18 protein-coding genes are annotated in these 20944 nt (G+C 42.9%); 14 read left to right on the forward strand and 4 right to left on the reverse strand.

What is annotated here, in order from left to right:
- Positions 1-22 precede the first annotated feature (22 nt).
- From modA to ACQW03_RS19990, 3 genes are all read left to right on the forward strand, one after another.
- Positions 23-841, forward strand: a complete 819-nt coding sequence (modA, locus tag ACQW03_RS19980) for a molybdate ABC transporter substrate-binding protein (RefSeq protein WP_071641924.1) — start codon at positions 23-25, stop codon at positions 839-841.
- Between the two features lie 27 nt (positions 842-868).
- Complete coding sequence (modB, locus tag ACQW03_RS19985) at positions 869-1534, forward strand: molybdate ABC transporter permease subunit (protein ID WP_071641923.1); 666 nt, start codon at positions 869-871, stop codon at positions 1532-1534.
- A 220-nt stretch (positions 1535-1754) separates the two neighbouring features.
- Positions 1755-3290 carry a choice-of-anchor Q domain-containing protein gene (locus ACQW03_RS19990; RefSeq protein ID WP_441951397.1) on the forward strand — a complete coding sequence of 512 codons (1536 nt, stop codon included), beginning with the start codon at positions 1755-1757 and terminating at the stop codon, positions 3288-3290.
- 235 nt (positions 3291-3525) lie between these two features.
- On the opposite strand, the gene ACQW03_RS19995 is transcribed toward ACQW03_RS19990, so the two are convergent.
- Entirely contained in the window at positions 3526-4836 is a 1311-nt protein-coding gene (locus ACQW03_RS19995; RefSeq protein WP_220029915.1) for an amidohydrolase family protein, read from the reverse strand.
- Between the two features lie 156 nt (positions 4837-4992).
- On the opposite strand from ACQW03_RS19995, the gene ACQW03_RS20000 reads away from it, so the two are divergent.
- Both ACQW03_RS20000 and ACQW03_RS20005 read left to right on the forward strand, forming a co-directional pair.
- Positions 4993-5421 (forward strand): MarR family winged helix-turn-helix transcriptional regulator, encoded by a 429-nt coding sequence (locus tag ACQW03_RS20000; protein WP_053325819.1) that lies wholly within the window; start codon positions 4993-4995, stop codon positions 5419-5421.
- A gap of 119 nt (positions 5422-5540) precedes the next feature.
- Positions 5541-5888 (forward strand): DUF2294 domain-containing protein, encoded by a 348-nt coding sequence (locus tag ACQW03_RS20005; protein WP_025718210.1) that lies wholly within the window; start codon positions 5541-5543, stop codon positions 5886-5888.
- Between the two features lie 111 nt (positions 5889-5999).
- On the opposite strand, the gene ACQW03_RS20010 is transcribed toward ACQW03_RS20005, so the two are convergent.
- Complete coding sequence (locus tag ACQW03_RS20010) at positions 6000-6428, reverse strand: DUF4395 domain-containing protein (protein WP_025718212.1); 429 nt, start codon at positions 6426-6428, stop codon at positions 6000-6002.
- 247 nt (positions 6429-6675) lie between these two features.
- Between ACQW03_RS20010 and ACQW03_RS20015 the strand changes: the two genes are divergently transcribed.
- Genes ACQW03_RS20015 through ACQW03_RS20025 form a run of 3 tightly spaced genes read left to right on the forward strand, consistent with a single transcriptional unit; the run spans position 6676 to position 8709 of the window.
- Positions 6676-7413 carry a tRNA(His) guanylyltransferase Thg1 family protein gene (locus ACQW03_RS20015; RefSeq protein WP_076293541.1) on the forward strand — a complete coding sequence of 246 codons (738 nt, stop codon included), beginning with the start codon at positions 6676-6678 and terminating at the stop codon, positions 7411-7413.
- A gap of 2 nt (positions 7414-7415) precedes the next feature.
- A complete protein-coding gene (locus ACQW03_RS20020; protein WP_441951400.1) occupies positions 7416-7868 on the forward strand; it encodes an AAA family ATPase in 453 nt (150 codons plus the stop codon).
- A gap of 10 nt (positions 7869-7878) precedes the next feature.
- Positions 7879-8709, forward strand: a complete 831-nt coding sequence (locus ACQW03_RS20025) for a siderophore biosynthesis protein (RefSeq protein ID WP_441951402.1) — start codon at positions 7879-7881, stop codon at positions 8707-8709.
- Here the strand turns inward: ACQW03_RS20025 and ACQW03_RS20030 are convergent.
- Positions 8612-9358 carry a hypothetical protein gene (locus ACQW03_RS20030; RefSeq protein WP_441951404.1) on the reverse strand — a complete coding sequence of 249 codons (747 nt, stop codon included), beginning with the start codon at positions 9356-9358 and terminating at the stop codon, positions 8612-8614. The two genes, ACQW03_RS20025 and ACQW03_RS20030, sit on opposite strands and share 98 nt — an antisense overlap.
- A gap of 307 nt (positions 9359-9665) precedes the next feature.
- Between ACQW03_RS20030 and ACQW03_RS20035 the strand changes: the two genes are divergently transcribed.
- The 4 genes from ACQW03_RS20035 to ACQW03_RS20050 all read left to right on the forward strand — a co-directional run bounded on the left by ACQW03_RS20035 (position 9666) and on the right by ACQW03_RS20050 (position 18761).
- On the forward strand, positions 9666-11147 hold the full coding sequence (locus ACQW03_RS20035) for an Ig-like domain-containing protein (protein ID WP_441951406.1): 1482 nt from the start codon (positions 9666-9668) through the stop codon (positions 11145-11147).
- Positions 11148-11419: 272 nt separating this feature from the next.
- Positions 11420-12889, forward strand: coding sequence for a hypothetical protein (locus ACQW03_RS20040; RefSeq protein ID WP_441951408.1), 1470 nt, complete (start codon positions 11420-11422; stop codon positions 12887-12889).
- A 213-nt stretch (positions 12890-13102) separates the two neighbouring features.
- Positions 13103-13981 carry a hypothetical protein gene (locus ACQW03_RS20045; protein ID WP_441951410.1) on the forward strand — a complete coding sequence of 293 codons (879 nt, stop codon included), beginning with the start codon at positions 13103-13105 and terminating at the stop codon, positions 13979-13981.
- Between the two features lie 193 nt (positions 13982-14174).
- Positions 14175-18761, forward strand: coding sequence for a fibronectin type III domain-containing protein (locus ACQW03_RS20050; protein WP_441951412.1), 4587 nt, complete (start codon positions 14175-14177; stop codon positions 18759-18761).
- Between the two features lie 56 nt (positions 18762-18817).
- Here the strand turns inward: ACQW03_RS20050 and ACQW03_RS20055 are convergent, their stop codons facing one another.
- Complete coding sequence (locus ACQW03_RS20055; RefSeq protein ID WP_025718229.1) at positions 18818-19327, reverse strand: discoidin domain-containing protein; 510 nt, start codon at positions 19325-19327, stop codon at positions 18818-18820.
- Between the two features lie 226 nt (positions 19328-19553).
- Here ACQW03_RS20055 and ACQW03_RS20060 point away from each other — a divergent pair, with 226 nt between their 5' ends.
- Both ACQW03_RS20060 and sigK read left to right on the forward strand, forming a co-directional pair.
- Positions 19554-19925, forward strand: a complete 372-nt coding sequence (locus ACQW03_RS20060) for a hypothetical protein (protein ID WP_441951414.1) — start codon at positions 19554-19556, stop codon at positions 19923-19925.
- A gap of 281 nt (positions 19926-20206) precedes the next feature.
- Positions 20207-20908: an RNA polymerase sporulation sigma factor SigK gene (sigK, locus tag ACQW03_RS20065; protein WP_013311218.1), complete on the forward strand. Its 702-nt coding sequence runs from the start codon at positions 20207-20209 to the stop codon at positions 20906-20908.
- Positions 20909-20944 lie beyond the last annotated feature (36 nt).

Below are 20944 nucleotides of genomic sequence, written 5' to 3' on the forward strand. Positions count from 1 at the left end.
TATAGGATAGGGGAAGAACAAGTTGAAAAAGAAATTTGGGTACATATTCACGTTCGTTGGATTGTTGGCATGGGTTCTGGCGGGCTGCTCGTCTCCGGCTGCTGTACAGTCGGCACAGTCCGCACCCAAGACAGAACTAGTCGTATCTGCCGCTGCAAGTCTTCAAGATAGTCTGAATACGCTCAAGGGCCAGTATGAGAAACAGCACCCAGATATCAAACTTACCTTTAACTACGCTTCATCCGGTACATTACAAAAACAAATTGAGCAAGGCGCACCCGCTGACGTATTTATTTCGGCGGGCATGAAGCAAATGAAGGCATTAACGGATGCTTCATTGGTGGAAAAGGATAACGTGTTGCTTCAAAATAAACTGGTTGTGGTTGTTCCGCAAGATAAGGCGAAAAGCACAGATAACAAAAGCATTACGCTCAATGACTTGATGGGTTCTTCTTTCCTGAAAGTGGCTGTTGGGGAGCCTACTACCGTTCCCGCCGGACAGTATTCCAAAGAATCGTTAACGAAGGCTGGACTATGGGACAAGCTGGAACCTAAGATGGTATTCGCCAAGGACGTAAGACAGGTATTAAATTATGTTGAAACAGGCAACGCCGATGCAGGACTCGTCTATCTGACGGATGCCAAATCATCCGATAAAACGGTCATAGCACTGGAAGTGCCTGAGGAATTGCATGCACCCATCCTGTATCCTGAAGGCATTGTAAAAGCAACCAAACACAGTCAGGAAGCAGGCGAGTTTCTTAATTTCCTACGGACAGATGAAGCTATGAGTGTGTTCAGTAAAGATGGATTTTCAGCCCCTACAATGACGGGAAAATAGAATTCACAGATAAAGGAGGGGGTCCCGTTGGATTGGTCAGCTTTTCTTCCTCCGGTTATCGTATCTGTTAAAGTCGCTGTCGTCGCCAGCATCATCGTCTTTTTATTAGCTACTGTGGTAGCGCGGGTGATGGCGAACTGCACGCCGCGGAGGGGAACCAGCGTGATTGAGACCGTCCTACTTCTTCCGCTCGTTTTGCCTCCCACTGTTGTCGGCTTTATTTTGCTCATCTTGCTGGGAAGGAAAAGCTGGATTGGCACTGCCTTCGAAAGCTTGTTCCAGCAGACAATTGTATTTACATGGGGAGCTGCAGTGGTGGCGGCCGTAGTTGTTGCTTTTCCACTGGCTTACCGTACAATTAAAGCAGGTTTTGAAGCTGTAGACCCTGAGGTAGAGCAGGCTGCACGTGCGCAAGGTGCCAACGAATGGCAAGTGTTTCGCCACATTACGATGCCCCTTGCCTACCGACCACTCATTTCAGGATACATTCTCGGATTTGCCCGAGGGTTAGGGGAATTTGGCGCTACGCTGATGCTTGCAGGTAATATTCCTGAACAGACTCAAACCCTACCTACGGCGATTTATACCGCGTCCGAGGTCGGAAATATGACACTCTCTTGGAGCTGGGTAGCTGTCATCATTTTATTCTCTTTTATCATGTTGATGCTTTCAAATCGACTGGTAAAGGATTAGCCCTTTGGAATAAGAACATGCGCAGTCTGCCGATAGGGTAGGCTGTGTTTTATTTGTAATGAGAAAAAACTCTTACACATCTTCATTCACTCTCCAAATTTGGCATTAGAGGCCCTGGAGGCTCGCGGACGGTCGAGGCTGTACTCCGTTTGCAAGCGTAACAGATCTAGTGAATTCGTGGTATAATTTACAAAAAATAAGTAAAGGGAGATGGGGAACCATGAAGGAATTTGGGAAATTTTTTCTGGTAGGTTTAGCCATGGTGTTGGGGCTTGGTCTGGCGGTAGGAAATGTGGAGCTTCCCGTCGCTTCCGCGGCCGGTACAGAATATTATGTAGCCACGAGCGGTAGCGACTCCAACGCAGGAACGAGCGACGCGCCGTGGAAGACGCTGCAGCACGCGGCCGACGTGGTTCCTGCGGGCAGCACGGTTTACGTCCGGGGCGGTGTGTACAAGCAGAAACTGAAGATCAGCCGCTCTGGCTCCGCTTCGCAGGGTTCCATTGTGTTTACCAACTATGGGACGGAGACCGCCATCATTGACGGCACCGGACTTTTGGTCAGCGGGAACGAAGGGCTGATCGAACTGGCCGATGTCAATCACGTTACCGTTCAGGGGTTTGAAATCCGTAATTTCACCACTGCTTCCAAGAATACGGTGCCTGTAGGTATTTATGTCCACGGTTCGGGCGGTTTCATTAATCTGTCCAACAACAAAATCCATGACATTAAAAACACGGTCACCCCGACCGGCAAAGATCGGCTGGGCCGGGACGCTCACGGTATCGCTGTTTATGGCACGAAAGCTCCGGCTTCGATTCACGACCTTACGATCAGCGGTAATGAGCTGTACAATCTCGTGCTGGGCTCCAGCGAATCGCTCGTTTTAAACGGCAACGTGGATGGCTTTGTGGTGACCAACAACCTCATTCACGATAATGACAATATCGGGATTGATTTGATCGGCTTTGAGGGAACTGCGCCGAATACCGCTTACGATCAGGCGCGGAACGGGTTGGTGAAGGGCAATCGGGTGTATAATAATTCAGTTCAAAATAACCCATCTTACAAGAGAGATGACAACTCGGCCGGCGGCATTTATGTAGATGGAGGCAAGGACAGCATTATTGAGCAGAACTACAGTTACAACAACGACATCGGCGTCGAAATTGCCTCCGAGCACGCCGGTAAAGCAACCAGCAATATTACGGTTCGCAGCAACGCGATATATAACAACCGACTGACTGGCATTGCCATAGGCGGTTACAATGAGGAGCGCGGCTCAACGGTAAACTGCAAGATCGTGAACAATACACTATACAAGAACGATACGTTTGACGACGGAAGCGGTCAGCTTTTGGTTCAATATGATACGCAAAACAACGTGATCAAAAACAATATGTTCGTGGCCAGCTCCACAGATATGCTGATCTCCAATGGATACACCAAAAATTCTGGCAATGTTGTGGATTATAATTTATATTTTGCTCCGAGCGGCAGCTCGGAAGCCAACTGGATATGGAAAAATAAAGAATATACAGGTTTCTCCGCGTACAAATCGGGGACCGGCAACGATACGCATTCTCTGTTTGTCGATCCTAAATTCGTGAATGCCGCGAACGGCGACTTCCATTTGCAGTCTTCGTCACCGGCGATCGATGCTGGGAACACGGACCGTGCCATCATTGGAACACTAGATATTGACGGGAAGGCCAGAGTACAGGGAGCCGCGGTGAACATCGGTGCCTACGAGTAAGCCTTATATTTTATGACCAACACTGCATACTGAAACTATGTGGGGCCATTGATTGTACGTTTTTACAATGTTCCTTGCAATTAAAACTCCTTCAAAGAGAATCCCCATGTCGTAAGATATGAGGATAAACTTTGGAGGTGTTTTTGCGTTGGCAAAAGATTAAGCTATCCTCGGGAAGTGAAAATGGAAGTATACAAATGATATTAGAAAGTAGTTCCTGTTCAAGAGGCTCTGATTAACCTTGTTGTTGTACACCTTTGAACCATACGGATTTGATCGACAAGGTATCCGAGATGTTGGTTGTCGGATCACCGTTTACTAGTATAAGGTCAGCGAGCGCACCTTCGATAATACAGCCGCGATCGTTAAGCCCAAAGCAACGGGCCGGTTTCGCGGTAGCCGACTGAAGCGCTTCTATGGGAGTAAATCCGGCCTCAACCAGCAATTGCATTTCATGATGAACGCTGGCTCCATGAGCAAGGCCGCCAAGATTGGGAACAGGAACGGGGGCGACATCCGTCCCGACCAGAATATCCACACCGGCACGGTGAAGGTCCATCACATTTTTAAAGCTATTCTCCAAATTGCCTTGCGGAAAAGTATGGAAGCTTGAGTTCAAAATATCGATCCATTCCGGACTTAATTTGGAATAAACACGTGGATCATTCGCCAATTCTGATGCCGGATTCCCCAGAATGGATGAGTTCAATACTAAGCACGGTATAACAAATGCGCCTGAATCCGCTATGGATTTCACCAACTCGGATGTGCATTTGGGCCTGTCGAGAAATAAGTGACCCAATCCGTCGACTCCCATATCGATGGCGGTTTGCGAAGAATGAGCCGTCAAGACGTGGGCTATGACAATTTTATCGAATTTATGGGCTTCTGCCACGGCTGCTTTTAAAATCTCGTCGCTTAAAATAGGCAGTCCAGGGGCACCCAAGACCGTCCCTTCTTCAATCATGATTTTAATATAGTCGGCGCCACTCTCCACCTGGGTATGCACATGTTTGATCGCTTCTTCCACTGTCGTCACTTGGGGCACTTTTTCGTGATCGTGAGCGTAGGCGGCTAGCATAGCTTCCCGATCTTCCTTGGGTAACTTCTCCAATTCCTTTAATACGAACTCAGGAATTTCATCCTCATCCTGCAATAATTCATCCGGATGACCACCTGGAGCAGTGATCGCTGTGCCGGCGGAACGGACTTCGGCGATGTCATTCACGTTTTTTAACTGAATCTTGCGCCCTCTTTCTGTAAAACTGCCATTCATTTCGAGTTCTGTCGTGACGCCGAATTTTAAAGCATCTCGTAACCCACCGATTGAAGTGTGGACATGCGCATCAATCAGGCCTGGCAATAATGTCGCATTTTCCCCATCGATGATCGTTGCATGTGTCGGAAGGTCTCCGCCTACCGAAATAATGGTTTCCCCATGGATGACAACATTTCTGGGCTCAATAACTTTTTCCCCATCGAAAATACGTACATTCGTAATCGCTGTAACTTTTTCTACCGTAGAACTTTGAGTTACATTCTTCATGTCGTTCCTCCTTAGTGTTCAGTTTTAAACACTTAGAATTCTAACTATTAGTTTTATAACTGTCAATAAACTAATTTTCATTTGACAAACAGTTTAGAGATTTATATAGTTTATTTACTGACAATTAGACTTCTAATAATTTGAGGAGGTACGATTATGAAAACCCAAAAGGATACGGTTTATCTGGATTTGTTTCAGATTATTGGTCTTAAGTTAAAGAAAAGAGCGGACGAGAGCATAAAAGAGTTGGGATTAAATGCTCAACAAGGAAAAATGATTAGATATATCTATGAGAATCAAGAAAATGATTTAATTCAGAAGGATCTTGCCGATCGGTTTCATCTACGCGGAGCCAGCATTACAAGCATACTTCAAGGTCTTGAGCAAAAAGGATTCATCGAGCGCAAAATTCCGGCCAATAATGAACGGCAAAAAAATATTTATGTTTTACCAAAAGCTATTGAATTGATTGAAGCTTTTAGTGACTCTTTCCAAAAGGTGGAGGACGAAATTGTTCAAGCCCTGACCGAAGAGGAGAAGCGAATTTTAGAGGAAATGTTAATCAAAATTAATGAACGCTTATAATTTTAGATAAAATCATGTTCCAAAAATCACTTTCGCTAGTCTCTGTTTTATATGATAGGAATCGGTTATGATGGAAATAGTAATAGGGATTTTAGTAGATTTTAGGAGAGCGGTGCGATATGAGAAGGGAAACGGGTTTTAACGAAATTATTCGAAAAGTACGTAAAGAGCTGTTTGGGAAAGGCCCGGAACGCATACATACGACCTTTGTAGATAATATGGCCATCACGATGCTGTATGGAAATTTAACCCCATCCGAAAAGTTTCTGGCACAAGAAGAATCCGGGAAAGAGATGGTGCATGCAGCCCGAACCAAAATGGTTCAAAAAATATATCCCACACACTTCAATAAAGAACTGGAGGATTACATGGATTCCCGGCTGCTGCACCTCTTTTCAGATATTAAAGTGGAGGAAGATATAGCCATATCCGTTTTTGTATTTGAAGATAATATTGCTGCAAAATAAAAAGAAGGCGGAACCGACGTAGCACCCATATTGTTGGAGAGTTCGGCTGCACCTTCGATTTAATTAACGATGTCCTAATTGAAATGGAATGAATAGAGGGGCTGTTTCTGTTTACACGTGTTTTCTTCTTCGATATTGATATTGGGACCATTGGTAGAGAACAAAACATCCTATGCAAAAACCAAGGATAGCCACCAAGGCCGCCACCAGGACCATGGCCGAGAATACATAAGCGACAATACTCCACTGGAGCATAAATCCTACCCAAGCGACCAACAGAAAAAAGACGGCAAGAAGCTGATTAAACCTTTGCTGCTCTCGGTCCTCCTGCACATACGAGGAGGGGCTTTTCTTCAAGAAAAGCTTGGCTATCCGCATTACCGGATTGAAGTTAAAAAGGACGCCGAGCAACCCCGCGATAAGAGGAATAACTAGCACCCCATATCCCCCTGTGATCCAAGTGAAAACTACAGATAAAACAATTACCCATTGGTTAGCCCTGACTAACGGACGCGGAATGGAAGATGGAATTTGGCTCATATATATCATCCTTTTCATATCGGAATAAAGTAAAATCTGAAATTATTATAGCCTAACATTTGGGGAATAGATACCAAGAAAAAACGAAAGACTCTGCAAGTCCATCTGCTAAGTTTTTTTGTCTTGCTTAATTCCTAGCGATGTATCAGCCAATTTGTTACAATTCTTATATATGTCAATTGGGGAAGATAGACATTGTTTTACTCTATGCGCAAATCATGGATCATGAAAGGAACCTACATAGTTTATGAAAAAAAATGATTTTGGAAATAGGATGAAGGAATATGAAAATGCCTATAGATTAAGCCTACCACGCCGTTTACCCGTAATCATCAGAATTGATGGTGCGCATTTTCATACCTTTACACGTGTGATGACGAAACCTTTTGATGAGAAACTAATTTTTGCATTATGGGAGACGTGTAAATATTTGGCCTATAACATTATGGGATGTAAACTGGTGTATCATCAGAGCGATGAAATTTCACTGCTTCTTACGAATTATGACAAATTAACGACGCAATCCTGGTTTGAAAATAATCTTCAAAAAATGGTGTCCATATCTGCTTCTCTGGCTACAGCCAAATTTAATGAGGAAATCCAAAAGGTTTACCCAGGTCAGCCTTTAGCCACTTTTGATGCGAGAGCATGGGTCTTGCCCCAGGATGAGGTTACAAACTATTTTCTATGGAGACAGCAAGATGCTACTAAAAACAGCATTTCTATGGTAGCTCAAGCCCATTTTAGGCATTCAGAATTAGAAGGATTGAACGGAAATCAGCTACAAGACAAGCTTTTTGTGGAAAAAGGGCTAAACTGGAACGATCTTCCGGTCTGGCAAAAGCGGGGAATTTGCATTACCAAACAACAATACAACAAAGGCGAAGCCGTCAGAAGCAAGTGGGGTGTTGATCATGAGACACCGATTTTTTCACAGAATAGAGATTATATTAACCAATATGTATACTTGGACAAGGATGTGTAGATTTGGAGTGTGTCATTTTTATAGGAATTCAGGCTTCGGGCAAGTCGACATTTTATAAAGAACATTTCTTCAAAACACATATGCGAATAAACCTTGATATGCTTAAAACACGGAATAGGGAAAATATTTATCTGCAAGCCTCTATCGAAACCATGCAGCGCTTTGTTGTAGACAATACAAATGCCACTGTTATAGAACGGAAGAAATATATCGATTCTTGTAAAAATAAGGGGTTTAAAATTATTGGCTACTATTTTGAGCCCGATTTTGCAGAATCTATTAAGCGTAATGAGCAGCGTACAGGCAAAGAGTATATTCCTGAAATCGGTATTAAAAGTGTAATGAGTAAACTAGAGGTTCCAAGCTATGAGGAAGGATTTGATGAACTCTATAGCGTGATTTCCATTGAAGGAACATTTCAGATCGGAAGGCTGCCGGAAAACCATTCAATATAGGGGGAGTACCATGAACATACCTGAGAGATTCATCAAACGTTTTCCGGCATACGAGGACGTATTTGCCAGCGATCTTGAACATCACCGCAAGCACTTTCTGCCAATCTGCTCGATTAATCTCCAGTTCTTATTTCCAGAGCAGGATGAGTGGCTTCATTTTGTTTCCGTAAAAGAAATCCACGAAGGCTGTGTGGGTGAAAATACTCAGCAATTTCATACCTTATATACCAAGGAAGATATGCTGGGATTCGATGTAATTGACGGCAAATACAAATTCGAAGCAGACTGGAATTATTTTAGTCTTCATCAGAAAGAGCAATTGGAAGCCACCTATGAAGCGCTGAAATCCACCGGGGATAAAGCGTACCTACGTATGAAGAGAGAAGTCATGGCGTTGGACGGACTGGAACAGGTGTACATGGCTAATGAACAAGACTACCAAGCTCGCAAAGCATTTTTCCTGGAAAACAATAAACTTTATCCATATTCCTCCTTTGGGGAGGCCAAAAAGTCTGTGGAAGAGCTCACCCGTGATTTTGAGGAAAAGCAATCTAGTGGTTGGGGACTGAGTTTCCCTGAAGTTAACGGAATTTTGGATGATATCGCTTTTCAGTCTGACAAGGCTCAAAGTTACATGAAGGAATATGACGAATCTCTGGAAGAGATGCTCCAGTTCGAGCAAACCAATCTACTTCATGTGCCTAAATGTCCCAATGGTGAGACTTTTGCCTATATCGGTTCCATTACCGGGTATTATTTTCAAGCGTTTGGGGCGGATACCGTCTATTTATTTTACGACCAAGAATTATGTAAAGCGGTAATTTGCTTCGAATATTCATAAGTGAGGATTTTGCAAAAAATCTAATAAGCGACTTCCAATGAAGAAGATATAGATCAAAATGGTTTAGTTCGTCTATATCTTGCACTTTGGGGCAATTGGAATCGAATTTTGAAAAATCTTTAAATAAAAAAACTCCCATAAAGGGATTTTTTTTATTTATTTCTTTCTTATTCATCTCCACATCATGCTCTTTAGCAAGTGTGTTGACTTGTTCACCAAAATCTCTGAATAGCTTTCTACCTTCGCTGAGCTTGGTGTTACTTTCATTAATTAAGTTCAAATCCTGTTTATCCAACGCATCGAGCATCTTAATGAAGGCTTCCTTTTGAGTAGTAGCGGCCTTGATGTAGGTTTCGTGGACGGCTCTTGCCTCAGGAGTTTCCGTCTTTACAGCTTCTAACTTATCAACAAATTTGGTGTACTCTGGGATGATATCGTCTTTTATAGCATTATATAGTGTAACATCATCTGTAAAGTTATCTCCGGTCACAGCTGCATACTTATCAGTAACTGCTTTTTCATCTTGTGCCAAAGGAAGCATTCCATCATTTACATACGTGATTAAATCTTTTTTTATCGGATCGGTAGAGCAGGCTGCCAAAATGGAGAAGCAACATAATACTAACATAAACACGCTAAGTTTTTTCATCTGTATTACCTTTTTTTATGTATGTTATGGGTAATTCGGTTCATTTAATAGTCAGAAAGGACTATCCATATTATTTGATTATATCGAATGAATAAGAGAATGGTAGGGTTTTTATGGTAAAATAGTGTCAAAATTAAGTTGATTAACCTAAACCTATTCACATAGAATTACAAATAAGAATGTTTTAAGAAGTATATTCCATTTGAACCAGAATTGCTTTATGATAGAGATGGACATCCTAAAATTTTCCTGTATATATTTGGGAAATGTCTGAATTTCTTTAACACATTTGAGAGGAGATTTCAGTATGAAAAGATTCAGAAAGGTGATTTCAGTTACACTAAGCTCAATGCTCCTGCTTTCATTTGGGATGACGGCGAACGCGAGTGCAAGCCCAGAGGTGAAGACGGATCAAGCGATTCAAGCAGTTTCCAATGTGCAGCTAACAACTGATAAGGGAAGTTTTATTGAACAATTAACACGCGCGGACAAGCCTGCCAGTATCACAGATTCGGTGTACAACATTACAGAAAATATCAACTTGGCAACACCACAGAAATCTGAATTGAAAAAGAGAGTTACCCCTTCGCTCAAAGCCGGCGCAAGATCAGTAACAGCTAAAGCCGCAGCGACCGTAGCGACAGCGTCTACTGCTACATATTCCGGCACGATTACAGAAGAGGGAGGCACACAGTTTTTATATCCGATCTATTTACAGCCGGGTGAATTGTTACAGGCTCAGTTGGATGGTCCGTTTTCAGCCCAGCTTGACTATGATTTATACCTGTATGAGTTTGATATGGCGACAGGTGATATTAATTCCAACCCAATAGATGTTTCCAACTACGGGACTTATGTTAACAATTATGAGCAAGGAGCTGCTTCTCTTCCTGAAAACGTAGGGGCTCGCAACTCGAGCGGAGCCGAAAAGGCTTACGCACTTTCAGTTCATGCCAAGAAGGGATATAGCATTAATGACCTTTTCTATTTAACTGTAGCAGTAAGCTCCAACTATGATGCCTATGAGCCGGATGACAGTGCCTTCCATGCTTATAATTTTACTGTTAACGACAAAGGTTCCTCGATTAACTTCCGCACCATCCATTCGTCTATAGACAATGATTGGTATCAAGTTACAGTACCGGCTAGCCGTAATTATGATGCATTAAATGTGAAGCTGGACAGCACTTCGGAAAGCTATGGGTACAAAGCGGAAGTATATGCAGCTCTTACTGGCAATCAAATGGTGCTTCTACCGCAAACCAATCATAATGTTACCCTAAACACAGGGACCTACTATGTACGAGTGTACAGCACAAGTCAGTATTCAGCCGACCATTTGTATACACTATCGATTAAACCAGTGCTTCGAGCTGGCAAAATTGAAATTACCGGCTATAACTCCAATGGCTATTATGATTATCCGACATATTCTTACGGTCGTCATTATCGTATTAACGGAGGCAGCAGTCTGATCGTGAACGGTGTTGTGAAAACAACAGATGGTCAACTGGTTCCCAATGCTCCTGTCACGGTCGTATGGCTGGATAAGAACTGGAGCGAGAGCAGCGGTAACCGTACGAGAACGGCTTCTACGTACACCGATGATAGCGGTAAATTCAGTGTGACCCTTTCTCTTCCACAATCGACAGGAAAAAATGTAGATTATATAAGTGAAATTGGTTCCACACACTACTATGATCTTACAGGAGTTGCCGCTCAGGTCGATGGAACTTCGATTAGTGCGACGGACATTGTTTATCTGTTTGCTTATAGCTTGAGAAATTAAGATATGCTTTAATGTAGTTTTGATTCATGAGAGTCGCTTTTTTTGAATGGTTAGCTGAGACTTTCCATTTCTGAAAGAGCGACTTTTCATGTTTATTCACCAAGAATAAGAAAATGGTCTTGTTTTCATAGATTACAAATAGAAATTGTTTTGCATAATATATTCCAATAGAACCAAAGATGATTTATGATTGAGCCATACAGCCTAGAAATCACCCTGGTTTATCCGGGGATAGCGGGAATTCCTTAAACCATTTGAGAGGGGATTTCAGTATGAAGAGGTTCAAAAAGGCTATTGCAGTGATGTTAAGCATGATGCTCCTGCTTGCTTTCGGAATGACTGCGAATGCGAGTGAAAGCACGGAGGCTGCATCGGACCAAGCGATTAAGGCGGAATCCGAGATTCAGCTAACAACTGTCAATGAAGACATCATTAAGCATTTAACGCGGGCAGACAAACCAGAAAGTATTACGTCTTCGGTTTATGCAATGAAGGAAGACCTCAACTTTAAAACACCAGTAACAGCCTCATTGAAAAGGGAAAATGTTTCTGCGCTGAAGGCAAACCCAATGGCTGCATCAGCCACAGTTTCCTCTGCTACGTATTCCGGTACGATTACGCAAGAGGGAGGCACACAATTTTTATATCCGATCTATTTGCAGCCTGGTGAATTGTTGCAGTCCCAGTTGGATGGTCCATTTTCAGCCCAGCTTGACTATGACTTATACTTATATGAGTTTGATATGACGACAGGTGACATTAATCCTAATGCCATTGACGCATCCACCTATGGTACTTATTTTAACAATTATGAACAGGGGGCTGCCTCACTTCCTGAGAACGTAGGAACCCGTAACGCTACCGGATATGAAAAGGCATATGCGATTGCTGTTCATGCCAAAAAGGGTTCCAGCATCAATGATCCTTTCTATCTAACGGTCGATACAAGCTCCAGCTACGATGCATATGAACCAGATGAGAGTGCTTTCCATGCCTATAACTTTACCTTTAGTACGGGCGGTTCATCGCTTAATTCACGCTCCATTCATTCAGGCATTGATAATGACTGGTACCAAGTTACGATCCCTGCCAGCCGCAATTATGATGCTTTGAACGTAAAGCTCGATAGTGTTTCGGACGGTTATGGCTACAAAGCTGAAGTCTACGGAGCTCTTACAGGAAACCAAATGGCGCTTTTGCCGCAAACGAACCATAATGTCAGCTTAAATACAGGAACCTACTATGTGCGAGTGTACACAACCAATCAGTATTCACCCAATCATTTATACACACTTACACTGAAGCCAGTGCTTCGGGCTGGCAAAATTGAAATTACCGGCTATGATTCTGTTAATGGTCCTAATGATTATCCGAACTACTCATATGGTCGTCATTATCGGGTTAATCAACGCAGCAACCTTACCGTGAAGGGGGTAGTTAAGACAACTGATGGTTATCCAGTGGCAAATGCGCCTGTTGATGTGACTTGGTTGAATCAGAACTGGACTGAAAGCAGCGGAAATCGTACTCGTACAGGCACAGCTTATACGGACCAGAATGGAGCCTTTAGTGTGACTCTTTCCCTGCCATCTTCCACTGGAAGTATAGCGGAATACCTGTCTGGAGCCATCAGTTTTACACACTACTATGATCTATCAGGGGTAGCCGTTCAGGTGTCAGGTACTTCGATTATAGACACAGATATTGTATATCACTTTGCCTATAGTATTTATGGCGGCTGATGGACGGGGTATTAAGCTAACACTTAAGGTAACTTGTTGCTTGAATATTTTATATCTGAAACAAAAGTAGTTCGTTTCAATATTTGTTCAATTTTAGGACAAAGCATATGTTCATTCCATATATGCTTTGTCCGATATATATAGAAACAGGATCACATTACACTATACATACGCCTTAGATTGCCTGTTACAAACATGACAGGAGGAAATAGAATGAATTTTGGACCTCTTAGAGCACAGCAAGCGATTCTTAATGCAAGTAGCTTACGGATCAATCCGACAAGCAAGCAAGCTTCACCACCCCAGCTTCATGAAGAACAGGTCTCCAGAGTGGTAGTTCAAGACTCCGTGGAGATTAGTGAAGCCGGTAGACAGTTGGCGGAAGGAGCTATTGTATCACAGGCTGCCAAGTATTTCGGTACAACACAGATCAATGATTCATTAAACCGGGTTTTGGAAGGTCAGCCAGAAGAAGTGTCTAATGCAGTGTACAGTATGATTCAATCTAATTTTATCGTCGACGGAACAGTAACGGATGAGAGTCAGCGAGCTGTGCTGCTGGAGATGGGAGCTACTCAATCCAAGTATATTGCTGATCATTACATGGAAGGCGACAAGGCCAAAGAGTTTCTGGAAACCATGAACCAGATTGCTAGTATTGCTTTGACACGATCCACTGATCCAGAGACCGGAGATATTAGCTACACGACTCCAATAGATCGTCCGTCAGGTGCTCCTGAGGATTATGTCAAGCTGTCGGAAGTGATGAAGCAGGTTGATCCTCAAAAATATACTGCGTACATGAATGATATTAAAGGTGGAGGAAATGGGCTGAGCCAACTGTTAAATTTTGCGCAAAAGGTTCCTCAACATCCCGATTGGATTGAGAAATACAAGGAACGTATGGGACAGAACGCAGAGTTGCTCAATAACACACCGCTAAACAATCGGTTTGACAAAGCGGATACGACATCAGCTTCTGCTTTTATGAACAGTATGCAAAATCTTCTTAAGGAATCTTCCGCTACTCAGGATTCTTACATGCAGAATATGCGAGGATTTTTTCGGAACTTAGGCGTTCAGGTCCATTAACACTTTCAAATAATTTGTCAGTTCTGTTTACAACCTGCTTGGAACGAAGTATAATAGCTTCAAAACATACTCGTGATATAGAGGAAGCACCTCAAACTTAGGCATTAACGCCTTCGTTTGAGGTGCTTTTTCTATTTTATCCGAGGCGAGTTTGTAAAACTCTTTGAAAATAAAATAAAGTAAGGAGAAGTGTATGTATCGAAAAAATAAGCGAAAGGTAAGGAAGTATAGGAAGTGGGTGCATGGATTTTTGGCTGTAGTCCTACTATTAACGATAATTCCCATATTTCCGGAAAGGGTATCAGCTGCTACTCAGGAGATCATGGGAGGACCTTTTTGCCAAAACAATTTGCCGGGTGGAGGCGACAGTTGGGGCTCTTGGTCAGGAAGTGGGATAGGAGCAACGGAAGTATACACTGGCATGGGTTCGGCCAGATATAAATGTGATGGTACTACGCAGCCGACAAATCGTTTTATTGATATTGGAAGATCAATTAAGACTTCTGATTATAGAATTTTTGTTTACATTGAAGGGTCTTATCATACTGATATATATACATCTAATAACGCAGCAGGCGACAGTTGGAGGCCTAACGGAACGAACTTATACACATGGACTAATGTAACGAAATTCTATGCCGATAGATTTTACCAGGGAAAATGGATAGATATCACCGACTCTATTACATTAAGGGATGTTCGATATTTCAGAGCGATGGGAACTAACCAACAGACAAGCAATGAAATATCCAAGTTTGGAATCCGTGTTATTCCCAAATCGGACCTAATGCCTAAACCACCTCAGATCCATGCAGGTACAGAGGGACAAGCGATCACAGGGTGGACCAAAGAACCCGTAACTGTGTGGATAAATGGGGACGTGGCTCCTGAAGGACTAAAATACTATGAATATAGCCTGAATGGAGGAGCATTCCAGCCATACACAGGTCCCTTTACTGTATATGATCACGGTGTAAATACGATCTATGCCCGGACAGTAGACGTGAATAACCAGTATAGTGGTCTTTCTTCCGGGAATGTCCGAATAGACAAGATGCCACCAACTCCACCCATCCTAAACGCAACGGGAAACAGTAATGACTATACGATTTCATTACAACCGGGAACAGACGATTATTCTGGACTAGCCCATACTCAATTTCGTTTGACGGGCGTTGTGAATCAAGATTGGCAGGACTATGTTGGAGTGTTTCATGTGAATAAAGATGGTAAAAGCACGGTACATGCACGCTCCATTGACGGCGTCGGTAATGTGAGCCAAGAAGTAAGTAAAGAAGTCACCATTGATAAAAAGGGACCGACTGCTCCTGCCATCCGGGCTAGCGAGATAGGGCCAACGATCCGTGATGTAGATATAGCTATTGATTCAGGAAGTGACTATACAAATGGAATTAAGATGACACAATATCGCTTGGGTCCATTAGGGGAATGGCAGACATACAATGGCACTTTTACATTAAACGCAGAAGGGGTTTACGAATTATCAGCGCGGACGATCAATAATCTCGACGTGTCTAGTCCAATCGTGACTCAATCGGTCATGATTGATCGAACCAAGCCAACGCCTCCGAAAGTTACGTTTTCCGAGGTGACGATACCTACCCGATATACCAATAAGCCAGTGCAGTTTACTCTATCGGGTGCGACGGATACTACAGCAGTACATTATGAATATCAATTGGATTCTGGCACCTATGTGTCTGGTTCGTCTGGAATATTAAATGGTTCGGGTATCGTAAAAGTGACTGCTCAAGCTGTAGATGCGGCTGGAAATCGAAGCGAGCCGGTATCCGAGGTGTCTTATATTGATTTGGAACCACCGACGATCCAACTGACGCCAGATTCGCGTGAATGGAAAGATACCCATATTCATGTGAGGATACGATATGCCGATCAGCATTCGGGGATTGAGTCATCCACAATGCAGTATAAAATCACGAACAGCCCTGATTCACCAGAAAACTGGGATGCTTCAGCTGATACAACAATCCAGATGGATCTTTCAGATGAAGGTGAATGGTATGTTCATGCCAAGGTCAAAGACAGGGTGGGCAACATTTATGAAACGGTCAGCAGTGCACTTCGTATTCAAAAGCAGCCCCAGTCGGTTGTGCTCTCTGCGACATCCATACGAAATACAGAAGCTGATTTGCAGTGGACTCTCCCGTCTGGTCTTGATGATGGTTACGTTTATACAGTCCGAAATCTAACAACTAATGAGGTTTGGGATGTTACGCATCCGACAAATTCTTTTACAGATAGAGGGCTACAAGGAGGACGGCAATACGAATATGAAGTGCGTTCTAGTAATCATGTAGGAGGTAATGCGTATTCTAATCGAGTCCATATATTAACGTTACCTGATGCTCCTGAGCATATCCAGTTACGACCTGTCTCTCGTCATTCTACAGAAATCATGGCTGGCTTTACGCCAGTTTCATCAGCTAACAAATATAATATTACAGCAGCAGACGTAAGTACGGGAGAAATCATATTTAAGGATACGGTTACACAGGATGTGTATAATCCAATTACGGGAATGAAGCCTGGTAAATATTACGTTGTTTCTGTATCAGCTATTAATGACACTGGAGAGGGTACAGCAAAGCATGTATCTTTTTTAAGTCTACCAGACAGCCCGAACGGATTCCGAAATGTAACTGTAAGAGAAGATGGAATCGACTTGAAGTGGAATTCTGTAATCACTGCCACCTACTACGCCCTAGAACGTGACGAAGTATCGGTTTATAAAGATGTGTATACAGAATTCAACGACACTGATCTTCAGGCGGGAACAGAGTATGGTTATAACGTTTCCGCTGAAAATGCAACTGGATTCGGAGACTATGCTCATCTGGGAGTCATCACTTTACCTGATCGAGTAGCTACATTATCGAGTGTGACGAAGGATGTGTATGCTATCGGTGTTGCGTGGCAGGATGTGCAGGGGGCTGAAGGTTACATCTTGAATGTTAACGATGAACCGAAGGTGCGGGTTGCGCGTGGTATCCACTCTTATACTTTTGAGGGCTTGCCTGCTGGTACATCTGCCAATATTAAAATACGGGCCTACAATCGAAGTGGCGCGGGTAAAGATACATCTATCAACGCATTAACACTACCTGATTCGGCTGTGCAACTTGCAGCTGAAGATGTTCGCGAGCACGATGCCACATTGATATGGGCCCGGGTTGATGGGGCAACTCAATATAAGGTAACGATCAACAGTCAAAATTATTATAGTACGGAACCACGTGTGGTTGTATCTGGTTTAACAGGTGGGAGAAACTATGATTTTCAAGTGAGCAGTGGGAACAGTAGTGGTTTCAGCCAGCCAGCGTTGGGTGAGCTGCTGACACTTCCTCCTGAAGTACAAAATGTTAATGTTACAGAACTTGAGGGTGGTCAGATTTCACTGAGCTGGGATGAAATCAAGAACTCTTCTCAATATACTGTAACCCGTAAAGATACGGGGGAAGTTTTTAACACCAGAGATGCCCATATTAAGCTTTCAGATATCCAGCCTGGTATGATTTACTCGTTTGGTATACAGGCCGTGAATACAACGGGGGTAGGTAATATAGCTCCCTTCACGCTTCGCGCTTTGCCAGGTCAAATACCAGACAATAGATTGACTGTGAAAGAAGTAACAGATACCGATTTGGTTGTTACGTGGAAAGAAGCTCCGGGTGCAGATACCTACAATGTCTACCAAAACGAGGTGCTTATCGGTCATACGACCACCCATGAATTTAAAGTAGATGGATTGGACAGTTCTACAGTGTATCGTATTACCATTAAGCCAGTGAACACAAGTGGTGAAGGTAAGCAGACAGAAGGTCAGGTCGAGACGCTGCCGTCCCCAGCGTTTGCGTTTTCGAAGACAGAAACAACGGATAGTGAGTTTATCATCCATTGGGAATCAGACCATGAAAATGATATTTTCGTCCTCGTCAGTGAAGGGGGAACAGAGCTATATCGTGGTAAGGATCGAAGCTATATCTGGAGACAACTTAAAGAGAAGCGGTTGTATACAGTTCAACTTTGGGCAGAAAATAGTCAAGGGAAACGCACAGAGGCAAAACAAGCGCATGGAAAAACAACGGGTAATACTGTGGACGTAGGTGGCGGAGCAGGAGGGGCGGAGAGTGTAAAACCGATTCAGCCTGTTATAAAGGAACCGATAGAAACAGAGCACATTCAAGATTCAACCGTTGAGAAGAAGCCAAATCATTTTAGCGACATTGAACGGATATTTAATAAAGAAAAAATAAATGTGCTTGCCGATTTGGGTATAGTAAAGGGAACAACCCACACGCTATTTGAGCCGAATAGACCTGTAACGCGTATGGAGTTCACTTCGATGCTGGTCCGTTCCTTGAAATTACCGCTCGAAACGGATTTGACTTTAGGCTTCGAGGATATTAATCCATCGGCGTGGTACGTTGATCTACTCAAAACGGCGATTAAAGATCAGGTCGCTCGCGGGTTTAGTAATAGAGAATTTGGCCCAGATCGGGTCATTAACCGTGAGCAGGCGGCTAAAATGGTGAATAACATTATTAAAGCTACACCACAGCAAGAAAGCAGTGCATACTCAGATTCCTCTCAAATTGTCGAGTGGGCCAGAAAGGATGTACTTGGTCTAACCGAGATTAATTTAGTACAAGGATATCCAGATGGTAGCTTTCGGGCCAAGCAGGAGGTCACACGTGCGGAAGCGGCTGAGATGATTTATAACATGCTTCAGCTGAAATAGAACGAATCAAGGGGCGGCGTTGGCCAGCCCCTTTTTTTTGTGTGTACTAACTTAACTTATTCCGCAATAGCGGGGTTTATATTGGATGCTCTGTAGGCAGGAACGCCATTAATGAGTGCGGTTTTTAGCTGAATATATCGTATACCATAATAGGAGGTTGTACTACTCATCCCAGATGAAAGTACAGTTATTTTATAATATGAAAAAGGAATCTCATTACTAAATTGATAGGTTGTTTTTGCAGTGGTTGGCAAAGTTTCGACTTCACCTAACCTAAACCAATTTTCTCCGTCATTAGAGCCGTAAAAAGAAAATGAAAGTATAAAAGCTCGAGAAGATGGCTGAGCTAAAAGAATATCATTGATCGTCTTACCTGTATCTAATTTGAAGATGATTTCTCCACCTTTACCGCTTAAACTGCTTTCCCAATAGAGATTATTATCGATTAAAACATTTTTCGGAAAAGTATTTTTAGAATCTCCGTTCGTTGAAACATTTTCCTCTGCTATAACAACAGGATCCACGGAAAAAGTATAGTCGTCTGGATTTTGACTGAATTTTGCCATGTTGAAATTCCTCCTTAAGCTTAATTTTTGAATATTTTGAATATGTTGAAAAGGTTGATTCATATCATTTATATGAAACTCTCTATGAATATATTCCTTGATGATGGAATGCATACTAGTGTTTAAGCGGTCCAACAACATAATAGCAAGTTCATTTGCGAGCGGGGGGTTGCATGTTTAGAATATAAATAACTAATTGAGGTGCGAGAAAGGAAATGGATAGAATATGAAAATATACACTTATTATTTGGGAGATGGCATTTTCCCTTTGGATTGGGAAGTTTGTTTTAGTACTGTTGAGGAATATAAAAGAAAATTATTTGAGAAGTACACCGCTTCCCAAGAATATAATGATTTTGTAATAGGTGGATTTAAGGTGCTCACTGACAAAATAGATGCGATTCTGAATTATGCTTTAGAGAACTTTCGAAAAGAATTTCCTCATAATTATGAGTTGCGTTGTCCGGCTATGATATTACCGTTGCCAAGAGGCGATGAAAGTAATGGTGCTGAGTTTGCTATTATTTTAAAACGAGATGAAGATGGAGATACAATGGTCTATTCGCCACTTCCATTGTCATATTTAGAAAGAAGTTAATACTCTACTGAAAGAAAATGGGGAAACCAAGTGGTGAATAATGTAAAGCTATCCCGGGTTTCCCTCTGGCTATATGGAGTGCGTTGATTTGTGTCGAAGAGATCTCTACGCTTCGAATTAAGTATTGGAGGTTGCTCCAGAAAGATATCCGGCAAATTGTTACGGAGCAGTTTTCGGAGTACAGGCACGGATGGGCACCTGCCTACATACAATAAACAGACCGCAAGCCCGGTAAGTAACAAAGGCCGGTAAGTTCGCAACTACCTCAGGAGGTGTCATCCGTGCCCGGACTATTTAGCGCTATCGCTCTGTTCATCAAGGAATTGACGCTACTCGTTTCCTACGTGAAAAACAACGCCTTTCCGCAGCCATTGACTGAGAAAGAGGAAGCTCGACACCTAAAGCTGTTTGCCGAAGGCAATGCACACTCCCGTAACACACTCATTGAGCATAACCTACGGCTGGTGGCCCATATTGTGAAAAAATTCGATAACACCGGCGAAGATTTGGAGGATCTTATATCCATCGGCACCATTGGACTGATCAAGGCCATCGAAAGCTTTCAGACCGGGAAAGGCACCAAGCTGGCGACATTTGCAGCCCGTTGTATAGAAAATGAGATCCTGATGCATTTGCGATCTCTGAAAAAAACACGCAAAGACGTATCACTCCACGATCCTATAGGGACTGATAAGGAAGGCAACGAGATTACTTTGATTGATATCCTCGGCACCGAGGCGGACGATATTGTAGATAAAGTACAACTCAAAATTGAGAAGAGTAAAATCTATCGCAACCTGGATATTTTGGATGAGCGCGAAAAAGAAGTGGTGATTGGCCGTTTCGGCCTGGAAGCCGGAGGAGAGGAACGAACACAACGGGAAATTGCACGAGAACTGGGAATTTCGCGCTCGTATGTGTCACGAATCGAAAAGCGCGCGCTGATGAAGTTGTACCATGAGTTTTACAAACAGAAGGGATAAATGACAAAGGAGATACGTAGAACTCCGCAGTATTTG

This window comes from Paenibacillus sp. DRB1-1 (assembly GCF_052119485.1).
GTDB classification, from domain to species: Bacteria; Bacillota; Bacilli; order Paenibacillales; family Paenibacillaceae; genus Paenibacillus; species Paenibacillus polymyxa_B.